At 67.5% G+C, this 26288-nt stretch carries 27 protein-coding genes and 1 tRNA gene; 21 read left to right on the top strand and 7 right to left on the bottom strand.

All coding sequences use genetic code 11. The features are described from left to right. The first annotated feature begins 57 nt into the window (after positions 1-57). The 3 genes from HNP52_RS20610 to HNP52_RS20600 all read left to right on the top strand — a co-directional run bounded on the left by HNP52_RS20610 (position 58) and on the right by HNP52_RS20600 (position 1925). Complete coding sequence (locus HNP52_RS20610; RefSeq protein ID WP_184170060.1) at positions 58-903, top strand: dienelactone hydrolase family protein; 846 nt, start codon at positions 58-60, stop codon at positions 901-903. 61 nt (positions 904-964) lie between these two features. Continuing rightward, complete coding sequence (locus HNP52_RS20605; RefSeq protein WP_184170056.1) at positions 965-1603, top strand: glutathione S-transferase family protein; 639 nt, start codon at positions 965-967, stop codon at positions 1601-1603. Between the two features lie 79 nt (positions 1604-1682). Then, positions 1683-1925 carry a hypothetical protein gene (locus tag HNP52_RS20600; protein WP_184170054.1) on the top strand — a complete coding sequence of 81 codons (243 nt, stop codon included), beginning with the start codon at positions 1683-1685 and terminating at the stop codon, positions 1923-1925. A gap of 158 nt (positions 1926-2083) precedes the next feature. On the opposite strand, the gene HNP52_RS20595 is transcribed toward HNP52_RS20600, so the two are convergent. The 4 genes from HNP52_RS20595 to HNP52_RS20580 all read right to left on the bottom strand — a co-directional run bounded on the left by HNP52_RS20595 (position 2084) and on the right by HNP52_RS20580 (position 4829). Beyond that, positions 2084-2272 carry a DUF1289 domain-containing protein gene (locus HNP52_RS20595; RefSeq protein ID WP_184170051.1) on the bottom strand — a complete coding sequence of 63 codons (189 nt, stop codon included), beginning with the start codon at positions 2270-2272 and terminating at the stop codon, positions 2084-2086. Next, positions 2269-2787 (bottom strand): thioredoxin family protein, encoded by a 519-nt coding sequence (locus HNP52_RS20590; RefSeq protein WP_184170048.1) that lies wholly within the window; start codon positions 2785-2787, stop codon positions 2269-2271. The genes HNP52_RS20595 and HNP52_RS20590 overlap by 4 nt, the downstream gene beginning before the upstream one ends. Beyond that, positions 2784-4205, bottom strand: coding sequence for a DEAD/DEAH box helicase (locus HNP52_RS20585; protein WP_184170044.1), 1422 nt, complete (start codon positions 4203-4205; stop codon positions 2784-2786). Before HNP52_RS20585 ends, HNP52_RS20590 begins: the two co-directional genes overlap by 4 nt. A 90-nt stretch (positions 4206-4295) precedes the next feature. Continuing rightward, positions 4296-4829, bottom strand: a complete 534-nt coding sequence (locus tag HNP52_RS20580; protein ID WP_260396284.1) for a hypothetical protein — start codon at positions 4827-4829, stop codon at positions 4296-4298. Between the two features lie 20 nt (positions 4830-4849). Here HNP52_RS20580 and HNP52_RS20575 point away from each other — a divergent pair, with 20 nt between their 5' ends. From HNP52_RS20575 to HNP52_RS20560, 4 genes are all read left to right on the top strand, one after another. Continuing rightward, the gene (locus tag HNP52_RS20575) at positions 4850-6298 is read left to right on the top strand and encodes an FAD-binding oxidoreductase (RefSeq protein ID WP_184170042.1); all 1449 of its coding nucleotides are present in this window, start codon (positions 4850-4852) and stop codon (positions 6296-6298) included. A gap of 52 nt (positions 6299-6350) precedes the next feature. Further along, positions 6351-7133 carry a SapC family protein gene (locus HNP52_RS20570; RefSeq protein ID WP_184170038.1) on the top strand — a complete coding sequence of 261 codons (783 nt, stop codon included), beginning with the start codon at positions 6351-6353 and terminating at the stop codon, positions 7131-7133. A gap of 2 nt (positions 7134-7135) precedes the next feature. Beyond that, on the top strand, positions 7136-7681 hold the full coding sequence (locus tag HNP52_RS20565; RefSeq protein WP_184170035.1) for a cytochrome b: 546 nt from the start codon (positions 7136-7138) through the stop codon (positions 7679-7681). Positions 7682-7895: 214 nt separating this feature from the next. Beyond that, positions 7896-8078 (top strand): hypothetical protein, encoded by a 183-nt coding sequence (locus HNP52_RS20560; protein ID WP_184170032.1) that lies wholly within the window; start codon positions 7896-7898, stop codon positions 8076-8078. A gap of 3 nt (positions 8079-8081) precedes the next feature. Here the strand turns inward: HNP52_RS20560 and HNP52_RS20555 are convergent, their stop codons facing one another. After that, entirely contained in the window at positions 8082-8924 is an 843-nt protein-coding gene (locus HNP52_RS20555; RefSeq protein ID WP_311768521.1) for an N-formylglutamate amidohydrolase, read from the bottom strand. A gap of 116 nt (positions 8925-9040) precedes the next feature. Between HNP52_RS20555 and cpdR the strand changes: the two genes are divergently transcribed. From cpdR to HNP52_RS20540, 3 genes are all read left to right on the top strand, one after another. Continuing rightward, on the top strand, positions 9041-9415 hold the full coding sequence (gene cpdR / locus HNP52_RS20550) for a cell cycle two-component system response regulator CpdR (RefSeq protein ID WP_184170029.1): 375 nt from the start codon (positions 9041-9043) through the stop codon (positions 9413-9415). Positions 9416-9484: 69 nt separating this feature from the next. Further along, positions 9485-9559, top strand: a tRNA-Val gene (locus HNP52_RS20545). Between the two features lie 86 nt (positions 9560-9645). Further along, positions 9646-10473 (top strand): trans-aconitate 2-methyltransferase, encoded by an 828-nt coding sequence (locus HNP52_RS20540; protein WP_184170026.1) that lies wholly within the window; start codon positions 9646-9648, stop codon positions 10471-10473. 12 nt (positions 10474-10485) lie between these two features. On the opposite strand, the gene HNP52_RS20535 is transcribed toward HNP52_RS20540, so the two are convergent. Beyond that, entirely contained in the window at positions 10486-11790 is a 1305-nt protein-coding gene (locus HNP52_RS20535) for a methyl-accepting chemotaxis protein (RefSeq protein WP_184170023.1), read from the bottom strand. Between the two features lie 158 nt (positions 11791-11948). On the opposite strand from HNP52_RS20535, the gene HNP52_RS20530 reads away from it, so the two are divergent. From HNP52_RS20530 to HNP52_RS20495, 8 genes are all read left to right on the top strand, one after another. Beyond that, a complete protein-coding gene (locus HNP52_RS20530) occupies positions 11949-12569 on the top strand; it encodes an ABC transporter ATP-binding protein (protein WP_184170020.1) in 621 nt (206 codons plus the stop codon). A 104-nt stretch (positions 12570-12673) separates the two neighbouring features. Next, complete coding sequence (locus tag HNP52_RS20525; protein ID WP_184170017.1) at positions 12674-14170, top strand: CoA-acylating methylmalonate-semialdehyde dehydrogenase; 1497 nt, start codon at positions 12674-12676, stop codon at positions 14168-14170. A 98-nt stretch (positions 14171-14268) separates the two neighbouring features. Next, positions 14269-15237 (top strand): polysaccharide deacetylase family protein, encoded by a 969-nt coding sequence (locus HNP52_RS20520; protein WP_184170014.1) that lies wholly within the window; start codon positions 14269-14271, stop codon positions 15235-15237. Next, positions 15234-16376, top strand: coding sequence for an acyl-CoA dehydrogenase family protein (locus HNP52_RS20515; RefSeq protein ID WP_184170011.1), 1143 nt, complete (start codon positions 15234-15236; stop codon positions 16374-16376). Before HNP52_RS20520 ends, HNP52_RS20515 begins: the two co-directional genes overlap by 4 nt. Further along, positions 16373-17416: an enoyl-CoA hydratase/isomerase family protein gene (locus tag HNP52_RS20510; protein WP_184170008.1), complete on the top strand. Its 1044-nt coding sequence runs from the start codon at positions 16373-16375 to the stop codon at positions 17414-17416. The genes HNP52_RS20515 and HNP52_RS20510 overlap by 4 nt, the downstream gene beginning before the upstream one ends. 116 nt (positions 17417-17532) lie before the next feature. Next, complete coding sequence (locus HNP52_RS20505) at positions 17533-18309, top strand: enoyl-CoA hydratase (protein WP_184170005.1); 777 nt, start codon at positions 17533-17535, stop codon at positions 18307-18309. A gap of 134 nt (positions 18310-18443) precedes the next feature. Next, positions 18444-19319: a 3-hydroxyisobutyrate dehydrogenase gene (gene mmsB, locus HNP52_RS20500; protein WP_184170002.1), complete on the top strand. Its 876-nt coding sequence runs from the start codon at positions 18444-18446 to the stop codon at positions 19317-19319. A gap of 69 nt (positions 19320-19388) precedes the next feature. Beyond that, entirely contained in the window at positions 19389-20318 is a 930-nt protein-coding gene (locus HNP52_RS20495) for a right-handed parallel beta-helix repeat-containing protein (protein WP_409372659.1), read from the top strand. A 44-nt stretch (positions 20319-20362) separates the two neighbouring features. Here the strand turns inward: HNP52_RS20495 and HNP52_RS20490 are convergent, their stop codons facing one another. Then, positions 20363-22018 carry an alkaline phosphatase family protein gene (locus HNP52_RS20490; RefSeq protein ID WP_184169997.1) on the bottom strand — a complete coding sequence of 552 codons (1656 nt, stop codon included), beginning with the start codon at positions 22016-22018 and terminating at the stop codon, positions 20363-20365. Positions 22019-22096: 78 nt separating this feature from the next. Between HNP52_RS20490 and HNP52_RS20485 the strand changes: the two genes are divergently transcribed. The 3 genes from HNP52_RS20485 to HNP52_RS20475 all read left to right on the top strand — a co-directional run bounded on the left by HNP52_RS20485 (position 22097) and on the right by HNP52_RS20475 (position 26288). Next, positions 22097-24124: a protein-disulfide reductase DsbD gene (locus HNP52_RS20485; protein WP_184169994.1), complete on the top strand. Its 2028-nt coding sequence runs from the start codon at positions 22097-22099 to the stop codon at positions 24122-24124. A 29-nt stretch (positions 24125-24153) separates the two neighbouring features. Next, positions 24154-24768: a redoxin domain-containing protein gene (locus HNP52_RS20480; RefSeq protein ID WP_184169992.1), complete on the top strand. Its 615-nt coding sequence runs from the start codon at positions 24154-24156 to the stop codon at positions 24766-24768. 83 nt (positions 24769-24851) lie between these two features. Continuing rightward, entirely contained in the window at positions 24852-26288 is a 1437-nt protein-coding gene (locus HNP52_RS20475) for a circularly permuted type 2 ATP-grasp protein (protein WP_184169989.1), read from the top strand.

Here is a 26288-nt window from a genome sequence, read left to right as displayed (position 1 = left end):
CGTGTAGCCTCGCGTCCGCGACTCGGGACGGCCGGGCGCGCATCCTGGAGAGATCCCATGTGTGACGACCTGACCGCCGCCGACAACGCCGACTTCCTGATGACCCGGCGCGAATTCGGCGCGGGCGCGGCTGCGGCTGGAGTGGTCGCGCTGTTGCCGGTTCCGGCCAATGCGGCGGAGATCAGGGGGCGCGACGTCACCATCGTCACGCCGGACGGCAGCTGCGATGCCTATTTCGTCGCACCGGCCAAGGGCAAGCATCCCGCCGTGATCGTATGGCCGGACATTTTCGGCCTGCGCCCCGCCTTCCGCCAGATGGCCGACCGGCTCGCGCAATCGGGCTATGCGGTGCTGACGGTCAACCAGTTCTACCGCTCGACCAAGACGCCGTTCGTCACCGAAGGCCAGGGGTTCGACGATGCCCTGCGTGCCAAGGTCACGCCGTGGCGGGCGCTGCTCACGAACGAGGCGGCCCAGCGCGACGCGGCGGCCTTTATCGCCTGGGTGGATGGCGAGAAGGAAGTCGACAGGAAGCGTGGCATCGGGACGACCGGCTATTGCATGGGCGGACCGCTGGTGATGCTCACCGCGGCGGCATCGCCCGCCCGGGTACGCGGCGCGGCGACCTTCCATGGCGGCGGGCTTGCGGCGGACGGGCTGCTCGCGCTGGTGCCCACCATGAAGGCGCGCTTCCTGATCGCCATCGCCGAGAATGACGACGGCCGCGCGCCGGGCGACAAGGACAAGCTGCGCGCCGCGTTCGCCGCCGCGAAGCTCCCCGCCGAGATCGAGGTCTACAAGGGCACGATGCACGGCTGGTGCCCGCCGGACAGCCAGGTCTACAACCCCGCCGAGGCCAATCGTGCCTGGGACCGGCTGCTGGCGACCTTCGCCACCCTCTGAGGCGGCTTGACGGCCGGTCAATACGAGTTCACGTTATGTTCTGACGATTCGGAGGCAGGCCATGGCAGACGAACTGATCTTCTACACCCATCCCCAGTCGCGCGGGCGGATTGCCCGCTGGGCGCTGGAAGAGGTGGGTGCCGCCTATGAAACGCAGGTCGTCGAATATGGCACGACGATGAAGGGCGAGGACTATCTCGGCATCAACCCGATGGGGAAGGTGCCGGCGATCGTCCACAAGGGCCGGGTCGTCACCGAATGCGCGGCGATCTGCGCCTATCTGGCCGAGGCGTTTCCCGAAGCGGGGCTGGCGCCCACGGCGGAGGAGCGGGCGGACTATTATCGCTGGCTGTTCTTCGCGGCCGGCCCGGTCGAGCAGGCGGTGACCAACAACTTCGCCAAGTTCGAGCCGTCGGCCGATCAGGGCCGGATGTTCGGCTATGGCAATTACGACCTGGCCGTCGATGTGCTGGAGAAGGCGGTGTCGGCGCATCCCTATATCGCGGGTGATCGCTTCACTGCCGCGGACATCTATGTCGGCTCGGCGGTCGGCTGGGGCACGATGTTCGGCACGCTGCCGAAGCGCGATGCCTTTCTGGACTATTTCAGCCGGCTGAGCAGCCGGGAAGCCTATCAGCGCGCCGGCGCGAAGGACGATGCGCTGGCGGCGGAGCTGGAAGCGGCCAAGGCGCCGGCCTGACTGTTCTCTCCGGCGCGTGCGGCATGTGACGCGCCGGAGGCATGCGTTCGCAAACTGACGGAAAATGGGGGAGGGCGGAGTGGACCACTCGGCAGCCTATGATGCCGGCCGCCTGGCCGGAACCGTTATCGGGTATCTTCTGGTATATGGCGGAATGATCGCGCTGGGCGTGTTCTTCGGCAAGCGACTGGCAAGGAAGCGCGATGTCGGCTTCGTGCGCTGGCCGCTGAACCTGGCGCTCGTACTGGTGCTGCTGCTCCTTGCCGGCCAGTGCGCCAATCGCAACCAGGCGCAGGGCGTGGCGAGCGGCGTGGAGGCTTAGCGGTCCGGATCATATTGATCACCAGTTCCCCGGCGAAGGCCGGGGCCCAGCCTCGGCGCACTATTGATGGCGCCGGAGCCTCACGAGCGACATTGCAACTGGGCCCCGGCCTTCGCCGGGGAACTGCTGGCCAAGCGCGTATCCGGTTGCGATACGGCCTAGCCCTCCAGCACTTTCATCCGTGCCGGCAATTCGGCCGTCACCGCGTCGCGATCGGCCTGGTCGGTCGAGCCCCAGCGCGCGATCTCGTCGATCGTGCGACCGCAGCCGAGGCACCAGCCGGTGGCGCCGTCCATCGTGCAGAGCCCGATGCATGGGCTCTCGATAATCGGGACATACTCGATCATCGCGTCCAGCGTGCCAGCCAGTCGGCCATTTGCTGGGGCTGCAGGAGGCGCGCATCGCCCATGCCGAGAATGTCGTCGCGGTTGCGCAGGCGGCGGGTGCGCGGATCGACCACCAGGATCGCGGGAACGGCCTCGAGCGAGGAAGCGCCGAAGCGGCGAGGCATGTCGAGATTGCGGTCGAACGCGCCGATATCGACCTGAACCAGCTCGAAATGCCTGGCGATCCAGGTGCGCATCTCGGGCAGTTCGAGCACGCCGGCCAGGACCCGGCAATCGACGCACCAGTTGGCGCCGAAATCGATGAGCAACGGCTTGCCGGACTTCTTCGCGCGGGCGAGCGCGGCGTCCACATCCCTCTCGGCATCGCGCGACGGATCATAGGGCGCGGGCAGGGGCAGCGGCAGCTGGGCGAGCGTGCGCGCCTTGAGCCGGGGCGCTGCCGTCGTCTGCGAAAGGGCAGTGCCGGGCAGCGCCAGCGCGGTCAGCGCGAGCAGCAGCCCGGCGCGGCGGATCATTCGGCGGCGAGCGTGTAGTTCAGGAAGTCCGGGATCGGGCCGTTCCAGCCATCGTCGGGACCATCGTCGCGCTCGTCGCGGCGGCGGTCGCGCCCACGATCGCGGCGGGGCTGCTCGTCGCGGCTTTCACGGCGGAATTCCTCGCGGCGCGGCTCTTCCCGACGGGGCTCGTCGCGACGCGTTTCCTCGCGCTTCGGCTCGGCCTTCTTGCCGCGCGCGGGCTTCTTCTCGTCCTCGGCCTTGCGGCGGCGGCCGCGCGGCGCTTCCTCGCGTACCTCGTCGCCCTCGGCGGCGGGAGCCGGGTTCTTCAGCCGCACGCGCTCGATCTTGTGACCGGTGAGCTTCTCGATATTGGCGATGTTCTCGGCATCGTCCGGCGCGACCAGCGTGTAGGCGGTGCCGGTGGCGCCGCCGCGGCCGGTGCGGCCGATGCGGTGGACATAATCGTCCGGATGCCAGGGCGCGTCGAAATTGAAGACGTGGCTGACGCCCTTGATGTCGAGCCCGCGCGCAGCGACGTCCGAGGCGACGAGGATGTTCACGTCACCCTTCTTGAAGCGGTCGAGCTCGGCCAGGCGCTGCGGCTGTTCCATGTCGCCATGGATCTCGGCCGAGCGGAAGCGGTGGCGCTGCAGGCTCTTGTTGAGCTCGCGCACCGTGGTCTTGCGGTTGCAGAAGATGATCGCGGTCTGGACGTTGTCCGCCTCGAGCAGCTGGCGCAGCGTCTCGCGCTTCTTCATCGAGGTGGTCTCGACGATGCGCTGGGTGATGTTGGTGTTGGTAGTCGCCGGACGGGCGACCTCGATCCGCTTGGGATCGTTCAGGAACTTGTCCGCCAGCTTCTTGATGACCGGCGGCATCGTTGCCGAGAAGAGCAGGGTCTGGCGCTGCTTCGGCAGCTTGGTGCAGATTTCCTCGATATCGGGAATGAACCCCATGTCGAGCATCCGGTCCGCCTCGTCGATCACCAGCAGGTTGCAACCGGTGAGCAGGATCTTGCCGCGGCCGAACAGGTCCATCAGCCGGCCCGGCGTGGCGATGAGGACGTCGACGCCCTTCTCCAGCGCCTTCACCTGATCGCCCATCTGCACGCCGCCGATCAGCAGCGCCATGGAGAGCTTGTGGTGGGTGCCGTACTTCTCGAAATTCTCGGCGACCTGGGCAGCGAGCTCGCGCGTCGGCTCGAGGATGAGCGAGCGCGGCATCAGCGCGCGGGTGCGCCCTTCGCCGAGGATGTCGATCATCGGCAGCACGAATGCGGCGGTTTTGCCCGTGCCCGTCTGGGCGATGCCGACAAGGTCCTTGCCCATCAGCACGCTTGGAATGGCCTGGCGCTGAATGGGCGTGGGCTCGGTATAGCCCGCGTCAGTCACTGCGCGCAGAAGTTCGTCAGAAAGGCCGAGATCGGCAAAGCTCATGCAATTTTCCGGAAAATCGGCGTGGCTGGCCCACGCGCGAAGCCTTCACGCGCTTGCGGATTTGGTGAGGAAAGTCAAGCGCTGAGGCGCTTAACGTGCCAATTCCAGCGTCTTGAAGGCCTCTACGTCGCAGGAGCGGCCCGCGCGGGTGCGGATCGAATCGCGGCCGGCGCAGATCTTCTGGTCCTTGTTCGTCTTCACATAGAAGCCGTTGTAGAAGCCGAGCGCCGGGCAATTGCGGCCCAGTTTGGCACGCAGCAGCGAGCCGTCGCGCAGCACCAGGTCCACGCTTTCCTGCGTGTTGACGCCGGCGAAGCCCGCAATGTCCTGGACCTTCACGCAGTCCTTGGTCTTTTTCTCGATCACGCGCGGGGCGCGGCGCACCACGATGGTGGCGCTGCTGGTGATGGTGACGCGGGGCACCTGGATCGTCACCCGCTGTTGCTGTTGTTGCTGGTCCTGCTGGAACGCCACCCGTACCGCATCCCAGTCGGGCGCGCCTGCAGGCGCCGCTGCGGGAGCGGCGACGACAAGCAGCAGGCTGGAGGCGACGGAAAACGGATTCGGCATTTCGTGTTTGTTATGTACGACCCAGGTTTGAACAGTGGATGAACTGCCGGCCATCGTGCTAGCCCAAAAATGCCATGACACCAGCGCAGCAGCAGCTCGTCGATACCGTTTTGGAGCGCTTTGGCGCCAAGGCGGTCACCACGGACGCCCGGGAAATCGCGCCCTGGGAATCGGACTGGCGCGGCCGCTATCACGGCAGCGCCCCGGCTTTGTTCTCGCCGGGATCGACCGCTGAAGTGGCGGAAATCATCCGGCTTGCCGGCGAACTCGGCGTGAAGATCGTGCCCCAGGGCGGCAATACCGGCATGGTCGGTGGCGCGACCCCGTCCGAGGACGGATCGGCGCTGCTGCTCTCGACCCGCCGGATGAACGCGATCCGCTCGATCGATCCGGTGGGCAATGTCGCGGTGGTCGAGGCGGGGGTGATCCTGGCCAACTTCCACAATGCCGCGTTGGAACAGGGGCGCCGGTTCCCGCTGACACTGGGCGCCAAGGGCAGCGCCACCATCGGCGGGCTGGTCTCCACCAATGCCGGCGGCACCCAGGTTCTGCGCTTCGGCAACATGCGACACCTGGTCGCTGGGCTGGAGGCAGTGCTGCCCGATGGCTCGATCTATGAAGGGCTGACGCCGCTCAAGAAGGACAATCGCGGCTATGACCTCACCCAGCTGCTAATCGGCGCGGAGGGGACGATCGGCATCGTCACGGCCGCGACGCTGCAGCTCCATCCGGCGATTCTCGAGCGCGCGGCCGCATGGGTGGGCGTCGCGAGCCCGGAGGATGCGCTCCGGATGCTGCGCCTGATGGAGGCGCGGACCAACACGATCGAAAGCTTCGAGATCATCCCTGGCGAGATCCTGCGGCATGTCCTGGATCATATTCCGGGCACCCGCTCGCCGCTCGCCGGTGAACATGCCTGGCACGTGCTGATCGAATCGGTCGCCACCGAAGCCGGTGCGGAACCGCCCGCCGCGCTGCTTGGGCAGCTGCTCGAGCCGGTATTCGAGAGCGGGCTTGCCGAGGATGCAGTGATCTCGTCGAGCGAGGCGCAGGTCGAGGCCTTCTGGCACATCCGCGATTCGATCTCCGAGGCAGAGCGAGCGCTCGGCCCGGCGATGCAGCACGACATCTCGGTGCCGGTCGACAAGATGCCGGGCTTCATGGTCAAGGCGGCGGAGGCGGCCGAGCGTCGCTTTCCCGGCGTCACCGCTACCGGCTTCGGGCATCTGGGCGACGGCAATGTCCATTTCCACGTCCGCGCGCCCGCCGGCGTCGATCGCGACAGCTGGTACGCGGGCGACGGCAAGGCGGTCAGCCGCTTCGTCTATGACATGGTGGTGGCCGAAGGCGGATCGATCTCGGCCGAGCATGGCATCGGCCAGATGAAGCGTGACGAACTGGTGCGTTTGAGCCCGCCGCAGCGCATCGCGGCACTAAAGGCGATCAAAATGGCACTGGATCCCCGCGGAATCCTCAATCCGGGCAAGCTGGTGGCGCTTGCGCCCGAGGCTGACAACCCATAGACCCGCCAATCGGGATTCCAGATACCAGCATTTTGTTCCCAGGAGATTTAGGATGGCTTCCGCCCCGCAGCAGTCGCTGCCTCTGTTTTACAATGACCTGCAGCCGCTTTCGAGCCAGCAGCACGCCGATTTCAAGATTCGCTCGGCCGACAAGGCGCCGTTCCTTGCGAAGCAGCACGCGGTTCCCGTCACCGTCGAGGAATTCCCGCTGGTGCAGCGTTTCATGCCGATCGTCTTCTCGCAGGGCGAAGAGCCGGTGCCGCTCGCACTGATGGGCCTGAACGAAGGCATCAATACCTTCTTCGACGAAGACGGTTCGCTCAACGAGCCGAACTTCTACGTCCCGGCCTATATCCGCCGCTATCCGTATCTGCTGGCGCGCCTGCGCCCGGACAGCGACGAGCTGTCGCTCTGCTTCGACCCGACCACGGACACCGTGGGCGCGTTCGAGGAGGGCGAGGCCCTGTTCGTCAACGGCGAGCCGAGCGAGACCACCAAGAACATCCTTCAGTTCAACGAGCAGTTCGAGCAGGCCGGCGCCCGCACCGGGCAGTTCATGAAGGAGCTCAAGGAGCTCGACCTGCTGATCGACGGTGAAGTCACCATCCAGCCGGACGGCGCGGCTCAGCCCTTCGTCTATCGCGGCTTCATGATGATCGACGAGAACAAGCTCAACGAGCTGCGCGGCGACCAGCTGCGCAAGATCGTGCAGAACGGCATGCTGCCGCTCATCTACGCCCATCTGTTCTCGCTGGGCCTGATGCGCGACATCTTCGGCCGTCAGCTGCGCCAGGGCAAGATGCCCGAGCCGCAGCTCGTGCAGCCGACCGCCTGAGAATGATCGAGCGCGGCGGTCGGTACAGCCGGGGGGCGATCGCCTTCCACTGGTCGATCGCCGCGCTCATCCTCGTCAACCTGATCATCGGCCTGTTCCACGACGCGATGCCGCGGGCGTGGGGCGTGATGCCGCTGCACAAGTCGCTCGGCATGGCCGTGCTGGCGCTCACGCTGGGCCGGATCGCCTGGCGACTCACCCACAAGCCGCCGCATCTGCCCGAGCTGTTGCCCGCCTGGGAAAAGGCGACGGCGCACCTTGTCCACTTCATCCTCTATGCGCTGATGCTGATCCTGCCGATCAGCGGCTGGCTGCTTTCCTCCAATCCGGAGAAGCCGCGCCCGGTGAACTGGTTCGGCTTGTTCGAGATTCCGGTGCTGCCGGCAACGCCCGCCGTGGCGCACAATGCGCACGAAGCGCATGAGCTGCTCGGCTATCTGATGGCGGCGCTGGTGGTGATCCACATCGCCGCGGCGCTGCGGCACCATTTCCTGCTCCGCGATCAGGTGCTCGCGCGCATGCTGCCCGGGATCCGCCGAAACGGTTGATCTTTCTGCGAGAACGTTCGCCCGCAGCCCCTTGAACTAATCGACCCCCCAATTATATTTGGTCTTGTACGGCGTCGTGTCCCCCCTTTCGCGAAGCCGTACGGCACGCCCTCGGGCGTGTCTCCTCCCTGAACCTTGGCCACCTCGTGGGTAACCACGAGGTGGTTTTTTATGTGCCGTTGCTCTGGCCCTCGACGCGCGGCAGACTGGTCGCATGGGCAAGCGATCCGGGGTTCCGCACCGTGACGACGAACTGGCGGCGCTCAGCCTTGCTGGGCTGGAGGCCGAGCTCGCGCGTGCGCACAGCCGCCTGACGATTGTCGAGGGAGCGAAGGCTGCCAAGCAGTGGCACAAGCGCATCCACTGGCTTGAAGCGGAGATCGCGCGCCGCGATTGAGCGTTATTCCGCCGCGATCGCTCCCGGCAGTGCCTCGTCGGCAACCGCATCGATGATGTCGCGCAGCAGCCGCACCGCAGCGTCGAGCCCGGGCCCTGGCTGGTCGAGCATCGAATCGAGATAGAGCGACCGGTCGAACTCCAGCTGGATCGCGTGGATGCCACGCCGCGGATTGCCGTGGCGCTCCAGGATATGCCCGCCCGAATAGGGGGTGTTGGCCGTGGTCCGCACGCCATGCGCCCGCGCCACGCCCTCGATCCGGCCGAGGAAGCGTGCCGCTGCCGACTTGCCGAAGCGATCGCCGGGAACCAGCCGTGCCGCGATGCCCGGGTCGCCGAGCGAGGGCATCGAATGCACATCGAGCAGCACCGCCACGCCGAAGCGGACGCGCGCCGCGGCCAGTGCCGCCTCGATCGCGGCATGCCAGGGGCGATGATCGGCATGGATCCGCTGCTGCACCTCGTCGGCGGTCAGCCGGCGCTGCCAGATGTCGCCCGCGCTGCCCGCCCGGCGCGGCACCAGCCCCAGCCCGGAGCGGATCTTGGCGGAAAGCGGCGCGCCGTGCGGCCAGGCGCCGTCGTCCAGGCGGGGGTCGCGCTCATGCTCGGCGCGGTTGAGATCGATCCAGGCACGGGCGCGGGTCGCGACGAACAGGGTCTCGTCACGGCGGGCGGCCAGGGCGATCGCATCGGCATGGCGATCCTCCAGCGCGCGCAGCGCAGCGAGCGGCACGCGGATCGCGCTGCGCAGCGCGTCGGGATAGTCGCGTCCGGCATGCGGCACCGACAGGATCACCGGGCTCAGCGGCTCGGCGGGGCCATGGCGGACGAAGGTCGCTTCAGTCACGACGCCATGACTATGCGCGCCTTGGCCTCGCCGCAATGCCGTGGGATAGGATAAGGGCGCAAAATCTTAAGGGCTTGCGGTATAGGAGGAGCCCTGTTGATTTCGAGTGGGGAAACATGATCCGAATTCTGCTGGCCGAGGATGACCGCGTGATGCGGGAATACCTTACCCGGGCGCTTGAGCGCTCGGGCTATGCGGTCAGTGCGGTCGATCGCGGCACGGCGGCGATGCCGCTGCTCGAGGCTGAGCGTTTCGACCTGCTGCTCACCGACATCGTGATGCCCGAGATGGACGGGATCGAGCTGGCCCAGAAGGCTAGCGAGATCGCGCCGGACATGCGGGTCATGTTCATCACCGGCTTTGCGGCGGTCACGCTCAAGGCCGGCAAGCAGGTGCCGCAGGCCAAGGTCCTCTCCAAGCCCTTCCATCTGCGCGACCTCGTTCTCGAGGTCGATCGGTTGTTCGAAGCGGAGAATGCCGGATTTAATTGAATTAGGGTGCTTGCGCGGTTCGAAAAGTCCCGCTAGAGGCCCGCTTCCCGTTTCGGCCGACAGGCCAATGGGCGCGTAGCTCAGTGGTAGAGCACTGTGTTGACATCGCAGGGGTCGCAAGTTCAATCCTTGCCGCGCCCACCATATAGAAAAGCCGCCAGGTCAATGACTTGGCGGCTTTTTCTTTGTCCGCGCTGGCGCCGCGTGCCGCTTTGGCGCATCCTTGCCCCATGCAGAAAACCTTTTCCGAGTCCGGCTATGACTGGGCGAGTGGACGCGGCGCGCTGTGGCGGGACAAGCTGGACGGGATGGAGGCGCTGCTGGCGCCCATCGACACGCCGTTTGTCGAAGCGCTGGCCTTCGATGCGCCTTGCCGAATCGGCGAGATCGCCTGTGGTGGGGGCGGTACCACCCGCGCCATTGCCGCCGCCGCGCCGGCAGGCAGCGAGATCACCGGCTTCGACATCTCGCCGGACCTGGTTGCCGCCGCCACGGCGCGCGCAGGCGATGTGGCGCGCTTCGTCGAGGCCGATGTCTCGCGATACCGGCCCGAGAGCCCGTTCGAACGGCTCGCTTCGCGCTTCGGCGTGATGTTCTTCGAGGACCCCGCTGCCGCCTTCGCCAATCTGCGTCACTGGCTTGCGCCGGGCGGGCAGCTTGCCTTTGCCGTATGGGGCCCGGCCGCCGAGGTCGGCTTCATGGCGCAGCTTCGCGGGACGATCGCCTCGGTGATGGACGTGGCAGCGAGCGATCCCGATGCGCCGGGTCCCTGCCGCTATGGCGATCCCGCGAAGCTGATCGCGCTGCTGGAAGGGGCGGGGTTCCGCGATGCCGCGAGCCGCAGCGTGCAGTGTGCGCTGCCGGTGCCGGGGGACACGCCTGCCGCCGCGGCGGCCTTCCTGCTCGCATCCTCTTCGATGGCCGCGCCGCTGGCGGATGCACCCGCAGAGGTGCGCGAGCGGGCGCATGCGCGCCTGACCGAGGTCTGTGCCAGGCATCTCGAGGACGGCCAGGTCCGCATGCCGGCCCGCGTCGAGATCATCACCGCTAGGGGCTAGGCCCCCTGACCGCTAAGCAACGCGCAGCTCCGCCAGGAAGGCATGGACCTGGCCCGACAGCGCATCGGCGCCGTCATGCAGCCGGACCGCCACTTCGCGCATCGCCCGGGCCTGGCTCGAGGCGTCGAGCGAGGTGCCGCCGATCGCTTCGATATCGCGCTGGATGCCGGTGCTGGCATGCACGGCTTCATCGACGTTGCGGGCGATCGTCCGTGTCGCCTCTTCCTGCCGGGCGACCGCGCCCTCCACGGCGTCGGCCAGGGTAGCCATCGCGCCGATCGCCTGCTCGACTCGCTCATGGCCTGCGGCGACTTCGTCGATCCCGCCGCGAATCTCGCGGACATGGGCAGTGATCCGGTCCGCCGCGATGCCGGTCTGGGTGGAGAGCTGCTTCACTTCATTGGCGACCACGGTGAAGCCACGCCCGGCCTCGCCCGCACGGGCCGCCTCGATCGTGGCGTTGAGCGCGAGCAGGTTCACCTGCCGGGCGATGTCGCTGATCAGCCCGATCACCGAATCGATCGACTGGGCGGAGTGGAGCAGGTCGCGGGTGCGCGCACTGCCGGTCTCGACCAGCTGGGAGACCGCCGAGGCTGCCAGGCGCGCGTCGCTGGTATTGTGGGCGATGCCGGCAAGCGCGCCGGCCAGGTCGCGGCCGCGCGCGGCGATCTCGGCCATGTTGTCGCTGGTCTGCGAGGCGGCGGTCGCGACGGCGACGGCACGGTCGCCGACTCCACTGGCCCGGTCGGCGGTCGCGAGCGCGCCCTCCTCGAGTTCGGTCGAGAGCGTGCCCATGTCGCGCGACAGGGCCTCGACCTGTGCCTCGAAGCGCCTGCTGGCCGCTTCGATCCGCGCGGCGCGCTCGACCTGCGCCCGTGCCACCGCGACTTCGCGTTCCGCGGCGAGATGGACGAGGCGGCGGTTGTTCACCGTCGCCTGCACCCGGTCATTCCGGACCAGGATCATGCCCTCGCTGCCGCCGGACGCGCGATAGCTCTCCATCAGCCGGCCCATGTCGTCGCTCATCTCCGCGACCGGGCAGGCGCGGACATAACGCGATACCGCAGCGCCGTAGGACGGATTGCGCATCAGCGCGTGGCCGAAGGGATTGAGCAGCAGTCGCCGCACATCCTTCTCGAAGATCGCGCCGAGCGGGCGCTCCTGCGCGTCGACGATCGCAACGAGGCGCAGCTCGGGGTCGCTGCCGAACAGTTCGGCCGCCCGCCACATCGTGTCGGTGAGCGTGAGCAATGGCGGGTTGAGCTCGCGCTCGGTGAGCCAGGTGCCGCGGGGCGCAGGGGGATCGGCAAGAGACATTGGCTGCCGGATAGGAGGCACTTGGTAAATGCCCACTTAGCCTAGCGTTACAGTACCGAGACAATGCGCATTTTTTCGCGGGTTACGGGCGATTTCTTGCGAAAAATCGCGGACGCGGCTGTAACCATGGCGTCATTCGCCGCTGGCTAGGGGAGGCCATGAAGTTCAGCATCGAAAATCTGGCGCTCAGCCACGGTGACCAGCGCGTGATCGACGGCGTCGAGGCAGTGCTTGAGCCCGGCCGGGTAACGGTAGTGCTGGGCGGCGCGGGCGCGGGCAAGGCGCTGCTGCTGCGCGCGCTTGCCGGACGAGTCGATCTCGATGCCGGGCAGATCCGGCTGGGCGGGCGGTTGATCGGCCGCTTCACCAAGGGCGAGCGCGCCGCTGCGTTCACGTTGCTGGGAGAGGGCCGGCGCGGTTTGTTCGGCAGGGGGCCTGCCGATCTTGCGGATGCGATCGGAGCAAAGCCGAGCTGGCTGTTCGCCGCGGATCCGCTGAGCATGCTCGACCCGGTTACCCAGTTCGCCCGCATCGGCCAGCTGCGTGCCGCCGCGCAGCAGGGAATGGGCGTGGTGGTGACGCTCGCCGATCCCGTGCTCGCTGCCCGACTGGCCGATGATGTGCTGCTGCTCGGCCAGGGGCGGATGCTCGGTTTCGGACCGGCGCGCGACGTGCTGGAGCATCAGAAGTTGCGCCAGGCGTTCGGGATCGAGGTGATGGTGATCGGCGATGCCAATGGCCGGCTGCTCCCCGTGCCGATCGGCTTCGCCACCCAGTGAGGCGCTCCATCGAGCGGCGCGTGACAGCGACCGTTTCTTGTGCCACTGCGTAATTAAATTACACAGTGAGTCGGGCCGCAAGAGCCCGAAGCAGGAGAAATATGGTGCGTAACATCGACCATGTCATCGTCGGCCACAACGGCGGCGCGGGTGCCCGAACCGGTGAGGTGTTCAACCCGAATACCGGCCAGGTACAGGCGCAGGTCCAGCTCGGCAGCCAGGCCGATCTCGACAAGGCGATCGCTGCCGCCCAGGCCGCCCAGCCCGGCTGGGCCGCGACCAACCCGCAGCGCCGCGCTCGCGTGATGTTCGCCTTCAAGGCGCTGGTCGAGAAGAACATGGACGAGCTGGCGCACCTGCTCAGCTCCGAGCATGGCAAGGTGATCGCCGATGCCAAGGGCGATATCCAGCGCGGCCTCGAGGTCATCGAATTCGCCTGCGGAATCCCGCATGTGCTGAAGGGCGAATACACCCAGGGCGCAGGCCCGGGCATCGACGTCTATTCGATGCGCCAGCCGCTCGGCATCGGTGCCGGCATCACCCCGTTCAACTTCCCGGCGATGATCCCGATGTGGATGTTCGGCGTCGCCATCGCCTGCGGCAATGCCTTCATCCTCAAGCCGTCCGAGCGTGATCCGTCGGTCCCGGTCCGCCTTGCCGAGCTGATGCTTGAAGCGGGGGCGCCCGAGGGCATCCTGCAGGTCGTGCACGGCGACAAGGAGATGGTCGACGCGATCCTCGACCATCCGGCGATCTCGGCGGTGAGCTTCGTCGGCTCGTCGGACATCGCCCATTATGTCTATCGCCGCGGCGTCGAGGCCGGGAAGCGCGTCCAGGCGATGGGCGGCGCCAAGAATCACGGCATCGTCATGCCCGATGCCGATCTCGACCAGGTCGTCGCCGATCTCTCCGGCGCCGCCTTCGGCTCGGCCGGCGAGCGCTGCATGGCGCTGCCGGTGGTCGTGCCCGTCGGCGACAAGACCGCCGATGCCCTGCGCGAGAAACTGATCCCGGCGATCGAGGCGTTGCGCGTGGGCGTCTCCACCGATGCCGAGGCGCATTACGGCCCGGTGGTGAACGCCGCGCACAAGCAGCGCGTCGAGAACTGGATCCAGACCGGTGTCGATGAAGGCGCCGAACTCGTCGTCGACGGCCGCGGCTTCCAGCTCCAGGGCCATGAGCAGGGCTTCTTCATCGGCCCGTCGCTGTTCGACCGCGTCACGCCGGATATGCAGGCGTACAAGGAAGAGATTTTCGGACCCGTGCTCCAGATCGTCCGCGCGCCGGACTTCGAGACCGCGCTCAGGCTGCCGAGCGATCACCAGTACGGCAACGGCGTCGCCATCTTCACGCGCAACGGCCACGCCGCCCGCGAGTTCGCCGCCCGCGTCAATGTCGGCATGGTCGGCATCAACGTGCCGATCCCGGTGCCGGTCGCCTATCACACCTTTGGCGGCTGGAAGCGCTCGGCCTTCGGCGACACCAACCAGCACGGCATGGAAGGCGTAAAGTTCTGGACCAAGGTGAAGACCGTCACCCAGCGCTGGCCTGATGGCGGCGGTACGGGCGACAGCGCCTTCATCATCCCGACGATGGGCTGATCGGCCGCGCCGATCCGGGACGCACGCCGTGCCCTTGTGGCGCGACAGGCGGGGGCCGGATCGGTTAGGCTGGTGCCGTCTTCGAAGGGGAGAAGCGAATGATCCGGCTGCTGCTATTCATCGGCGCGCTGATGCTTGCCGTGCGGGCCGATCCGGTGTCGAACGCCGGCGCGCAGCCCGTGCAGGCGGCCGCCAAGCGGATCGCTTTCAGCTTCGATGATGTGCCGCGCGGCGCCGGTGCCTTCCTCAGCGAGGACGAGCGTACCCGCAAGCTGATCGCGGTGCTGCGCTCGCGCGGGGTCAGTCAGGTCGCTTTGTTCCTCAATCCCGGCCGGATCGACAATGGTGCGGCCGGCAAGGCCGCGATGCGCCGCATCCGCGCCTATGTCGCTGCCGGCAATGTGCTCGCCAACCACACCTGGCTGCACCCGCATCTGTCCAAGGTCAGCGCCGAGGAGTTCCTCGACCAGGTCGGCAAGGCGCAGGCCTGGCTGGACAAGCAGCCCAATTCACGGCGCTGGCTGCGCTTCCCCTTCCTCGACGAAGGCGGGCCGGACAAGGCCAAGGTCGCCGCCATCCGCGCCGGCCTGGCCGCGCGCGGCATCCGCAACGGCCATGTCACTGCCGAGGCGTCCGACTGGAATATCGAGGGTCTGACGATCGCCGCGAAGAAGGCGGGCAAGACGATCGACATGGAGGGGCTGCGCGATCTCTATGTCGAGAGCCATGTGAAGGCAGCCGACTTTGCCGACGAGCTGGCGATCAAGACGATCGGTCGTTCGCCCGCGCATGTGATGCTGCTCCACGAGACTGACATCGCCGCGCTGTTCATCGGCGACCTGATCGACGCGCTTCGGCGCGACGGCTGGGAGATCATCACGCCGGACCTGGCCTATGCCGATCCGATCTACCTGGCGATGCCCGAGGTCCCCTGGACCAACGGCACGCTCACCGAGCAGATGGCCTGGGAGAAGAAGATCCCGCCGCCCCGCTATTACGACCGCAACGACCTGAAGATCGCCAACCCGCTCTTTGCCGAGCGGGTGCTGCACGAGAAAGCACAATGACCCAGTTCGACCTCACCGACGACCAGCTCGCCATCCAGGAGATGGCGCGGAAATTCACCGCCGATGCGATCACCCCGCACGCGGCGGAGTGGGACGAGAAGCACATCTTCCCGCGCGACACGATCAAGGCGGCGGCCGAGCTGGGCTTCGCGTCGATCTACGTCTCGGAGGAAAGCGGCGGCATCGGCCTCGGCCGGCTCGAGGCAGCGCTGATCATGGAAGCGATGGCCTATGGCTGTCCCTCGACCAGCGCGTTCATCTCGATCCACAACATGGCGAGCTGGATGATCGACACCTTCGCGAGCGCGGAGCTCAAGGCGAAGTACCTCCCGTCGCTGATCACGATGGAGCGGATCGCGAGCTATTGCCTGACCGAGCCGAGCTCGGGCTCCGACGCCGCCGCGCTCAAGACGCGGGCAGTGCGCGACGGCGATCATTATGTCGTCAACGGATCGAAGCAGTTCATCTCCGGTGCCGGCGAGAACGAGATCTACGTCACCATGGTCCGCACCGGCGAGGAGGGGCCGAAGGGCATTTCGTGCCTGGTGATCGAGAAGGACATGCCGGGCGTCAGCTTCGGCGCCAACGAGCGCAAGCTCGGCTGGCATTCGCAGCCGACGCGCCAGGTGACGTTCGAGGATGTCCGCGTGCCGGTCTCGAACCGCGTCGGCGGTGAAGGCGAAGGCTTCCGCTTCGCGATGATGGGCCTCGACGGCGGTCGTCTCAACATCGGTGCCTGCTCATTGGGCGGCGCACAGCGCTGCCTCGACGAGGCAGTGAAGTACACCAAGGACCGCCAGCAGTTCGGCAAGCCGATCGCGGACTTCCAGAACACCCAGTTCGTCCTGGCCGACATGGCGACCGAGCTCGAGGCGGCGCGTGCGCTGCTCTATCTCGCCGCCGCCAAGGTCACCGCGGGCGCGCCCGACAAGACCAAGTTCGCCGCGATGGCCAAGCGCTTCGCCACCGACACCGGCAGCTCGGTGGTCGACCGCGCGCTCCAGCTGCACGGTGGCTATGGCTATCTGATGGACTATCCGATCGAGCGCTTCTGGCGCGACCTGCGCGTCCACTCGATCCTTGAGGGCACCAACCAGGTGATGCGGATGATCGTCGGCCGGGAGCTTACCCGCCAGTGACCGACGATGTCCTGATCCAGATCGAAGGCAAGGCCGGCCGTATTCGGCTCAACCGGCCCAAGGCGATCCATGCGCTCAACACCGGCATGTGCCGCGCGATGCTCGATGCGCTGACGGCGTGGCGGGATGACCCCGCCGTTGAGATCGTGCTGATCGATCATGCCGAGGGGCGCGGCTTCTGCGCCGGCGGTGATATCCGCATGATCGCGGAGAGCGGTGCCGGCGACGGCAGCCAGGCGCGCGATTTCTTCCGCGTCGAGTATCAGCTCAACCACGCGCTGTTCACCTATGCCAAGCCGATCGTCGCCTTCATGGACGGCATCACCATGGGCGGCGGCGTCGGCATCTCGCAGCCGGCGAAATACCGGGTGGCGACCGAGAACACCAAGTTCGCCATGCCGGAGACCGGCATCGGCCTGTTCCCGGATGTGGGCGGCGGCTGGTACCTGTCGCGCCTGCCGGGGAAGACTGGCGAATATCTGGCGCTGACCGGCCACCGGCTCGACGGCGCCGAATGCGCCGCGCTGGGCCTGGCGAGCCATTATCTGCCTGCTGCGGCACTGGAAGACGCCAAGGCACGCATCGCGGCCGATCCGGCTGCGGTCGAGGCGATCCTGGCCGAACTGGCCGTCCCGGCGCCGGAGCCGCGCATCGCCGCGCACCGTGAGGCGATCGATCGCCTCTTCGCTGCCGACACGGTGGAAGGCGTGTTCGCCGCGCTCGAGGCCGATGGCGGCGAATGGGCGGCTGCCCAGCTCGCCACGCTGCGCACCAAGTCGCCGCAATCGATGAAGGTCTCGCTCCGCCTCGTCCGTGAGGGGCGGGCCAAGGCCAGCTTCGCCGAGGAAATGGCGCAGGAGTTCGCCATCGGTGGCCGCGTCGCGCAGAGCCATGACTTCATCGAGGGTGTCCGCGCGCTGATCGTCGATAAGGACAATGCGCCGCAATGGAAACCCGCTACGCTCGAGGGCGTCAGCGACGCGATGCTCGATGCGATCTTCGCGCCGCTGCCGGCGGGAGAGATGTGGTCTCCGGCCTGAATCTGCAGCGTCATGCTGAACTTGTTTCAGCATCCAAGGGCGCAACGGGCGACGGTGTCGCGAATGGATGATTGGACCCTGAAACAAGTTCAGGGTGACGGTTTCTGGAGGAACTGATGTCGAACTACGAAACGATCCAGGTGGAGCAGCGCGGCGCCGCGACGCTCGTCACCCTCAACCGCCCCCAGGCGCTGAATGCGCTCAACAGCCAGATCCTGTCCGAGCTGCTCGATGCGATGAAGGCGTTCGACACCGATCCGTCGCAGGGCTGTGCGGTGATCACCGGCAGCGAGAAGGCGTTCGCCGCCGGCGCCGACATCAAGGAGATGCAGGCCCAGGGCTTTGCCGACATGTACGGCCATGACTTCTTCGCCGGCTGGGACGTGTTCACCCGCACCCGCAAGCCGATCATCGCCGCGGTTTCCGGCTATGCGCTGGGCGGTGGCTGCGAGCTGGCGATGATGTGCGACTTCATCCTGGCGGGTGACAACGCGAAGTTCGGCCAGCCCGAGATCAAGCTGGCGGTCTCGCCCGGCATGGGCGGCTCGCAGCGGCTCACCCGCGCGGTCGGCAAGGCCAAGGCGATGGAGATGTGCCTCACCGGCCGGATGATGGACGCGGCGGAGGCCGAGCGTGCCGGGCTGGTCAGCCGCATCCTGCCCGCTGCGGAGCTGGTCGAGGAAGCAGTGAAGACGGCGCAGGCGATCGCCGCCATGGCGCCGCTCGCGGTGCTGGCCAACAAGGAGATGGTCAACGCCGCCTTCGAGACCAGCCTCGCCCAGGGCGTCGCCTTCGAGCGCCGGCTTTTCCACGCGCTGTTCGGCACGGCGGACCAGAAGGAAGGCATGACGGCATTTGTCGAGAAGCGCCCGGGGAACTGGACGGGGAAGTAAAACCTTCTTTCTCCCCCTCCCGCTTTCGCGGGAGGGGGCGGGGGGAGGGCCTGTAACCTGCCGGGGAAGGGAAGTGCCCTCCCCTAACCCCTCCCGCAAAAGCGGGAGGGGAATAAGAAGAGAGGATATCCCAAGTGGCACGCGTAGCATTTATCGGCCTGGGCAATATGGGCGGCGGCATGGCCGCGAACCTCGCGAAGAAGGGGCATGACGTCCGCGCCTTCGACCTGAGCCAGGACGCGCTCGACAAGGCCAGGGCGGCGGGCTGCCTGCCTGCCGCCAGTGCGGTGGAGGCGGTGGACGGAGCCGAGGCGGTGATCACCATGCTGCCCGCCGGCAGGCATGTGGAAGCCACCTATGCCGATGTGCTGCTCGATCATGCCGCACCCGGCGCGATCCTGATCGACTGCTCGACGATCGACGTCGATACCGCCCGCCGCGTCGCCGAGGCGGCGACCGCGCGGGGGCTGATGGCGGTGGACGCGCCGGTCTCCGGCGGGATCGCCGCGGCCAATGCCGGCACGCTGACCTTCATGGTCGGCGGCACCGAACAGGCGTTCGGCCGCGCCGAGCCCTTCCTGGCGGACATGGGCAAGGCGGTGATCCATGCCGGTGCCAGCGGGGCGGGGCAGGGTGCGAAGATCTGCAACAACATGATCCTCGGCGCGACGATGATCGCCACCTGCGAAGCCTTTGCGCTCGCCGAGAAGCTGGGGCTCGACGCCCAGCGCTTCTACGACATCGCCTCGGTCAGTTCGGGCCAGAGCTGGTCGATGACCAGCTATTGCCCGGTCCCCGGTGTCGGCCCCGAAAGCCCCGCCGACCGCGACTATCAGGGCGGGTTCGCGGCACCGCTGATGCTCAAGGACCTCAAGCTGGCTTTGGAGGCGGCGGCGAGCGTCGGCGCGAACGTGCCGATGGGTACGCGGGCGGAGGAACTCTACCAGGCGTTCGTCGACGGTGACGGCGCCGGTCTCGACTTCTCGGGGATCATCAAGACGCTGCGTTGACTCAATTCCTTCCCGAGACAAGCTCGGGGAGGAATTTTAACCCCGCGAGCGCATACCTTCCTCATGCGCATGCCGACCCTCGCCGCCCTCGTGCTCATCGCCGCGCCCGCCGCCGCCCAGCAGCAGCGCGCGCCCTTCGTCATCGCCGAGACCGGGCAGGGCTTCGCCAAGCTCGACGATGCGGTGAATGCGGTGCGCGATGGTACGGCGACGATCCTGATCGCGCCGGGCACCTATCATGACTGCACGGTGCAGACCGGCGGCAAGATCACCTTCAAGGCGGTCCAGCCCGGCACCGCGATCTTCGAGAACCAGGTGTGCGAGGAAAAGGCCGCCTTCGTGCTGCGCGGCCGTGGCTCGGTGGTGGACGGCATCGTCTTTCGCGGCTTCTCGGTCCCCGACGGCAATGGCGCCGGCATCCGCATCGAGATGGGCGACCTGACCGTCACCAACTCGATGTTCCTCGACAGCCAGGAAGGCATCCTTGGCGGCGGTCACGAGACGGTGCGCCGGATCACGATCGATCACACCACTTTCGCCGGCCTTGGCCAGTGCGAGACCGAGAATTGCAGCCATTCGATCTATCTCGCGGTGGACGGCGACGTGGTCGTCACCAATTCGCGCTTCGAGCGCGGTACCGGCGGCCATTACGTCAAGCTGCGCGCGCGCCGGGTGACGATCACCGGCAACAGCTTCGACGATTCGAAGGGCAACAAGACCAACTACATGATCGACCTGAGCGAAGGCGGCACCGGACTGATCGCGGGCAACACCTTCGTCCAGGGGCCGCGCAAGGAGAACAGCTCGGGCCTGATCGTGGTCGCGGCGGAGGGACGGACCTATCCGTCGACCGGCCTGCGCATCGAAGGGAATACCGCGACACTGGCACCGGGGGCGCCGGGCAATCCGGCGTTCGTGGCGGACTTCACCGGGCAGGTCGGGCCACTCGGGCAGAACGACCTGGGCCCCGGCATCCGCATCTTCGAGCGGCGGCGGTAAGTATTTCAAAGCCCCTCCCCTGAAGGGGAGGGGCTTAAGTCATTTCACTTGCAGATATCGCCCTGGCCGGCATCCAGGTCGAGACAGCGGCCGTCGATCTCCACCGGCACCGGAACATGGATCAGCGCCGCCAGCGTCGGGGCGATGTCCACGGTCTCCACCGACAACGGCTGCTCGAAGCCGGTCATGCCCTTGCGCCAGAACAGGATCGGCACGCGGCGATCATAGTCCCAGAAGCTGCCATGGGTGGCGATGGAGCCGCCCTCGGTGCCGGCGATCGGGGTGACGCGCGGCTTGAGCGCGATCACCAGGTCGCCCGAGCGCTGCGGATCGTACGAGGCACGGGCGCGCTCGAGCAGGGTCCAGGTCTCGGGTGGGGTGTGGACGATCGGCGTCCCCGCGATCTGGGCGCGGGTGAACACGGCTTCGACCTGCGGATTGGCCATGTAGCGCTTGATCGCCTCGGCCTGCACGCGGACGCGGTCCGCCTTGCTCAGGTCGGGCGAGAGATAGACGTCGCCCGAATTGCCGCCGACCAGCACCGGGCCCTTGATGCCCAGCGCCTGGCCGATCGCAAGACCCATCGTCTTCGCGCTCAGCTCCTTGGAAACGCGCGCGGCCATCGGCGCGGCGTGCTCGCGGTTGCGCTCGGGGAAGTCGTGGCCGCCATGGTCGGCGGTCAGCGCCACGGCATAATCGACACCGGTCTTGTCGAGCACGGCGAACAGCTTGCCCAGCGTCTGGTCGAGCGAGAGCAGCTGCAGGCACATCTCGCTGCCCTCGGTGCCCAGCGTGTGGCCGACATAGTCGGTGGCCGAGGCGCCGACGATCAGCAGGTCGGTATGGCCCGACTGGCCGAGCTTCATATCGCTGGCGAGGCCGGCGGCGGTTGCCACGATCGCTTCGTCGAACTCGGGCGAGGCGCGGAATGCGGTGCTGTTGCCCGCGGCGCGCGCGAAGCGGCCTGCGCCCGCGCTGCGGGTCGGGTTGAGCTGGAAGGCGCGGCTACGGGCCTGGCAGAAGGGCGGCAGGTCAAGCGGCTCCTGCGCTTCGCTGATCCGCTTGGTCACGTTCGCGTTCATGCGGGTGACCATCGCGGGCTCGGCGCGGCCGGCATAGGAAACGAACGCCTTGCCGTTCCACCACCAGATCTCGTCGGTCTTGTGGCCGCCCATCATCACCGCGGCGCGGTCCTTGCCCGCCACCGAGACGACGCGGCTCGCCGGATCGGCAAGCTTCATCCACTCGCCCAGCGTCGGCACCTTCAGATGCTTGTCCGAGACGGTGTAGTTGTTCGAGGTGCTGCCGGGGACGCTCTCGTCCTCGGCGCAATAGACCGTCTTGTCCTCGCGCGGGGCGTTGAAGTCGGTCCAGTCATTGGCGATGATGCCCGTCTTCGACGGATGGTCGCCGGTCAGGATCGTCGAGTGGCCCGGGCAGGTCTCGGTCGCCGCGTGGCTCTGATAGCCCGAGGGGAAGACCGCGCCGGTCATCAGCCGGGCCAGGCCCGAGCTGAACTGCGCGCGATATTCCGCGAACAGATCGGCCGAGAACTGGTCCACCGAGATCACCACGACGAGTGACGGGGCGGCGCGCGGGGCCTCGGCCGGCACGGTCTGCGCCGGGGGCGTCTCCTGCGCGGCGAGCGGGGTTGCGGCGAGCAGCGCGGCGGCTGCCGCGAGCGGACGGAACGACTTCATGCTTTGGCCACCTCCGGCGTGTGCAAATCCTGCCGGGATGCTATTGGGCCAACAGCTCTTCCACGGCAAGGACGCTCCATGACGGCGGTTCGTTTCGGATTGATGGCGTTGATGCTGTGGTTGTTTTCCGGCGTGGCGATAGCCCAGGCGCCGGGCGAGCAGCATGTGAAGATCGCGCTGGTCGCCGAGAGCGACCATCCCGCACCCGGCAGCGAGGTGACGCTGGCCTTCGCCTCGGTGCCCGAGAAGGGCTGGCATGCCTATTGGCTCAACCCCGGCGATGCCGGCCTGCCGGCGCGCGCCGAATGGACGCTGCCCAGGGGCGCCACCACGGGCGAGTTCCGCTATCCGGTGCCGCAGCGGCTCACGATCGCGGGCCTGATGAACTATGTGTACGAGGGCCCGTTCGCGCCGCTGGTGACGCTCAAGATCCCGGCCGATGCCAAGGGCGCCTTCCCGGTGCGGGTGAAGCTCAACTACCTGGTCTGCACCGATGCGATCTGCGTGCCGGGCAAGGCGGACCTGGCGACCGACCTCCAGATCGGCGACGGCAGCGTCTCGCCTGATCGCCGCGCCCAGTTCGATGCCTGGCGCGCGGCATTGCCCAAGCCGCTCGGCGCCGAGGGCACCTATCAGGTGGAGGGCAAGGCGCTGCGCCTCGCCGTGCCGTTCCCCGCCGCCGCCAGGACCGAAGGCGAGGGCTATTTCTTCCCCGCCACCCACGGCGCCTTCGACTATGCTGCGGCCCAGAAGGTGGTGCGCGACGGTGACCGGGTGGTGGTCGATACTGCGGGTCTGAAGTCGGTGGGGCCGATCGAGGGGCTTCTGGCGTTCGGCAAGCAGGGCTTCTGGGTGCGCGCGGTGCCGGGCACCGTGCCGCCGGCCGCGAATGCCGCGGCGGCCCCGGCGCAGCTGCCATGGAGCGGCGCGGTGCTCGCCTTCCTCGGCGCCGTGCTGGGCGGGCTGATCCTCAACATCATGCCCTGCGTCTTCCCGATCCTCAGCCTCAAGGCGCTGAGCCTCGCCAAGGCCAACGCCGAGGGCGGCAGCCCGCGCGCCGAGGCTTTGGCCTATACCGCCGGCGTGGTGCTGGTCTGCCTGGCACTGGGCGGCGCGCTGCTCGCGCTCAGGGCCGGCGGGGCGACGCTGGGCTGGGCGTTCCAGCTGCAGGATCCGCGCGTGATCCTGGTGCTGCTGCTGCTCGTCACCGGCATCTCGTTCAACCTTGCCGGGCTGTTCGAGCTGTCCGCCCCCGGCTTCGTCAACCGTGCCGCGTCGAAGGGCACCGGCGGCGCCTTCATGACCGGTGCGCTCGCGGCGTTCGTCGCGACGCCCTGCACCGGCCCGTTCATGGGTGCGGCGCTCGGCGCGGCGCTGGTGCTGCCCTGGCCGGCGGCGCTCGCGGTGTTCGGCGGGCTCGGGCTCGGCATCGCGCTGCCGTTCCTGCTGCTCGGCTTCATCCCGCCGCTGCGCCGCCTGCTGCCTAGGCCGGGCGCCTGGATGGAGACGCTGCGGCGCATCCTGTCGGTGCCGATGTTCCTCACCGCGCTGGCGCTCGCCTGGGTGCTGGGCAAGCAGGCGGGCGTATCGGGCATGACGCTAGGCCTCGCCGCGGCGCTGCTCGCGACGCTCGGCCTGTGGTGGACGGGCCTGCGCCAGCGTCGGGGCAAGGCACTCGCCTGGCTGCCGGCGGCTGCGCTATTGCTAATCGCTATCAGTTCCATCGCCTGGGTCCAGGCCGCGCCGGCGGAGGCAAAGACGGTCTCCGGTGGCGAGAAGTTCAGCGAGGCGCGGCTTGCCGAGCTGACCGCGCAGGGCAAGCCGGTCTTCGCCTATTTCACCGCCGACTGGTGTCTCACCTGCAAGGTCAACGAGAAGGCGGTGATCGAGACCGAAGCCGTCGAGAAGGCGCTGGCCGACAACAAGGTCACTGTGCTGGTCGGCGACTGGACCGATGGCGATCCCGTGCTCGGCCGCTTCATCGAGCGGCACAATCGTGCGGGCGTGCCGCTCTATCTGTGGTACAAGCCCGGCGAGGCCGAGCCGCGAGTCCTGCCCCAGATCCTGACCCAGGGCATGCTGCAGGACCTCGCCGCCGGCAAATAGGGGCGGGGGACCAGAAGAGGAGCGCAACCATGACTCGTCCTGTCCTGTTCGGAACCGCAATCGCCGCCGTCGCTCTGGTCGCCGCCCCGCTGCCGGCCGAGCCCGACGTCGCCAAGGCCGTCCCCAATTTCCGTGCCCTGGACATGCATGGCAAGGTCGTCGACCTCAGCCAGTATCGCGGCAAGACGGTGGTGCTCGAGTGGAACAACCCCGGCTGCCCCTTCGTGAAGAAGCATTATGGCAGCGGCAACATGCAGAAGACCCAGGCCGCGGCGACCGCGCAAGGCGTGGTGTGGCTGACGATCAATTCGAGCGCGCCGGGCCAGCAGGGCAATATGAGCGGGCCGGAAGCGCAGAAGTTCGTCGCCGGCGCCAAGGCGAAGCCCACCGCCTATCTGCTCGATCCCAAGGGACTGGTCGGCAAGGGCTATGGCGCCAAGACGACGCCGCACCTCTACATCATCGATGGCAAGGGCCAGCTGGCGTACAAGGGCGGGATCGACGACAAGCCGACCGCCGATGTCGCGGACATCGCGGGCGCCCGCAACCATGTGCTGGCGGCGCTGGCCGAGATGCGCGCGGGCAAGCCGGTATCGGTGCCCGAGACGCGGCCCTATGGCTGCAGCGTCAAATACGCGAGCTGACGGCATAGCGTCTGCCCCCTTGTGCAACGCAACAAAGCGTTGCAGCATGCAACCAGTCGGTCTTTCCGGCATTTGGGAGGCGCATGGCAGCAGCGGGGGCGTTCGACGAAATCTGGGGGCATGGCGGGCCTGAGCGTCCGCGCGCCGAGTTTGCTGCGCTGTCGCAATGGCTGGTCGATACGGAGGCTGCGGAGCTGCAGCGCCGCCAGCAATCCGCCGAAGCCGCATTCCGCCAGCTGGGCATCACCTTCGCCGTCTATGGCGACAGCGACGCGGCGGAGCGGATCATCCCGTTCGACATCGTCCCGCGCGTGTTCCTCGCCGGCGAATGGCAGCGGCTTTCGGAAGGGCTGGTTCAGCGCGTCGAGGCGATCAACGCCTTTCTCGAGGACATTTACGGCGAGCGGCGGATCCTCAAGGAAGGCATTATCCCGCCCGAGCTGATCTACCTCAACGACCAGTTCCGCGCCGAGGTGGACGGCGTCCGCCCGCCGCACGGCGTCTGGGCGCATATCTGCGGGATCGACCTGGTCCGCACCGGACCGGACCAGTTTTATGTGCTGGAGGACAATGCCCGCACCCCCTCCGGCGTGTCGTACATGCTGGAGAATCGCGAGGCGATGATCCGGCTCTGCCCCGAGCTGTTCCGCGATTTCCGCGTGGCGCCGGTGGACAGCTATCCGGACATGCTGCTGTGGACGATGCAGTCGGTGGCGCCGGGCAACAATCCGCGCCCGGTCTGCGTCGTGCTGACCCCGGGCCATTTCAACTCGGCCTATTACGAGCACAGCTTCCTCGCGGACTCGATGGGTGTCGAGCTGGTCGAGGCGGCGGACCTGGTCGTCGATGACGATGTCGTCTGGATGCAGACCATTGCGGGGCGTGTGAAGGTCGATGTGATCTATCGCCGCATCGACGATGATTTCCTCGATCCGTTGGTCTTCCGCCCGGATTCGATGCTCGGCGTGCCCGGCATCATGGCGGCCTACCGCGCCGGCAATGTCGCGATCCTCAACGCGCCCGGTAACGGCATCGCCGACGACAAGGCGATCTACAGCTACATGCCCGAGATCGTCCGCTTCTATTCGGGCGGCGAGGCCAAGCTGCCGAACGTCGAGACCTATCGCTGCCGCGAGCCGCAGGCGCTGAAGTACGTCCTCGATAACCTCGCCGATCTGGTGGTGAAGCTGGTCGACGGATCTGGCGGCTATGGCATGCTCGTCGGCCCCACTGCGACGAAAGCCCAGATCGAGGAGTTCCGCGCCGCGCTGATCGCCGAGCCGCATCGCTATATCGCCCAGCCGACCCTGGCGCTCTCCACCGTGCCGACGCTGGTCGAGCAGGGGTTGGCCCCGCGCCATGTCGATTTCCGCCCGTTCGTCCTCACCGGCAGCGATGGCGTCCGTGTCGCGCCGGGCGGGTTGACCCGCGTAGCCCTGCGCGAAGGCTCGCTGGTGGTCAATTCCAGCCAGGGCGGCGGCACCAAGGACAGCTTCGTGCTGCTCGACGACGGAGCGTGA

The organism is Sphingomonas kyeonggiensis, assembly GCF_014204495.1.
Classification (GTDB): domain Bacteria; phylum Pseudomonadota; class Alphaproteobacteria; order Sphingomonadales; family Sphingomonadaceae; genus Sphingomonas; species Sphingomonas kyeonggiensis_A.
This window is presented reverse-complemented; position numbering and strand designations above follow the sequence as displayed.

Bases quoted from the DNA above. Each gene is read 5' to 3' on its own strand.
- HNP52_RS20580 (WP_260396284.1), bottom strand. From the start codon at position 4,829: ATGGCCGGCAGTTCATCCACTGTTCAAACCTGGGTCGTACATAACAAA.
- HNP52_RS20590 (WP_184170048.1), bottom strand. From the start codon at position 2,787: ATGATCCGCCGCGCCGGGCTGCTGCTCGCGCTGACCGCGCTGGCGCTG.
- HNP52_RS20540 (WP_184170026.1), top strand. From the start codon at position 9,646: ATGCAGAAAACCTTTTCCGAGTCCGGCTATGACTGGGCGAGTGGACGC.
- HNP52_RS20560 (WP_184170032.1), top strand. From the start codon at position 7,896: ATGGGCAAGCGATCCGGGGTTCCGCACCGTGACGACGAACTGGCGGCG.
- HNP52_RS20530 (WP_184170020.1), top strand. From the start codon at position 11,949: ATGAAGTTCAGCATCGAAAATCTGGCGCTCAGCCACGGTGACCAGCGC.
- HNP52_RS20585 (WP_184170044.1), bottom strand. From the start codon at position 4,205: ATGAGCTTTGCCGATCTCGGCCTTTCTGACGAACTTCTGCGCGCAGTG.
- HNP52_RS20495 (WP_409372659.1), top strand. From the start codon at position 19,389: ATGCCGACCCTCGCCGCCCTCGTGCTCATCGCCGCGCCCGCCGCCGCC.
- HNP52_RS20595 (WP_184170051.1), bottom strand. From the start codon at position 2,272: ATGATCGAGTATGTCCCGATTATCGAGAGCCCATGCATCGGGCTCTGC.
- cpdR (WP_184170029.1), top strand. From the start codon at position 9,041: ATGATCCGAATTCTGCTGGCCGAGGATGACCGCGTGATGCGGGAATAC.
- HNP52_RS20490 (WP_184169997.1), bottom strand. From the start codon at position 22,018: ATGAAGTCGTTCCGTCCGCTCGCGGCAGCCGCCGCGCTGCTCGCCGCA.
- HNP52_RS20535 (WP_184170023.1), bottom strand. From the start codon at position 11,790: ATGTCTCTTGCCGATCCCCCTGCGCCCCGCGGCACCTGGCTCACCGAG.
- HNP52_RS20520 (WP_184170014.1), top strand. From the start codon at position 14,269: ATGATCCGGCTGCTGCTATTCATCGGCGCGCTGATGCTTGCCGTGCGG.
- HNP52_RS20515 (WP_184170011.1), top strand. From the start codon at position 15,234: ATGACCCAGTTCGACCTCACCGACGACCAGCTCGCCATCCAGGAGATG.
- HNP52_RS20505 (WP_184170005.1), top strand. From the start codon at position 17,533: ATGTCGAACTACGAAACGATCCAGGTGGAGCAGCGCGGCGCCGCGACG.
- HNP52_RS20475 (WP_184169989.1), top strand. From the start codon at position 24,852: ATGGCAGCAGCGGGGGCGTTCGACGAAATCTGGGGGCATGGCGGGCCT.
- HNP52_RS20480 (WP_184169992.1), top strand. From the start codon at position 24,154: ATGACTCGTCCTGTCCTGTTCGGAACCGCAATCGCCGCCGTCGCTCTG.
- HNP52_RS20565 (WP_184170035.1), top strand. From the start codon at position 7,136: ATGATCGAGCGCGGCGGTCGGTACAGCCGGGGGGCGATCGCCTTCCAC.
- HNP52_RS20610 (WP_184170060.1), top strand. From the start codon at position 58: ATGTGTGACGACCTGACCGCCGCCGACAACGCCGACTTCCTGATGACC.
- HNP52_RS20485 (WP_184169994.1), top strand. From the start codon at position 22,097: ATGACGGCGGTTCGTTTCGGATTGATGGCGTTGATGCTGTGGTTGTTT.
- HNP52_RS20570 (WP_184170038.1), top strand. From the start codon at position 6,351: ATGGCTTCCGCCCCGCAGCAGTCGCTGCCTCTGTTTTACAATGACCTG.
- HNP52_RS20605 (WP_184170056.1), top strand. From the start codon at position 965: ATGGCAGACGAACTGATCTTCTACACCCATCCCCAGTCGCGCGGGCGG.
- HNP52_RS20575 (WP_184170042.1), top strand. From the start codon at position 4,850: ATGACACCAGCGCAGCAGCAGCTCGTCGATACCGTTTTGGAGCGCTTT.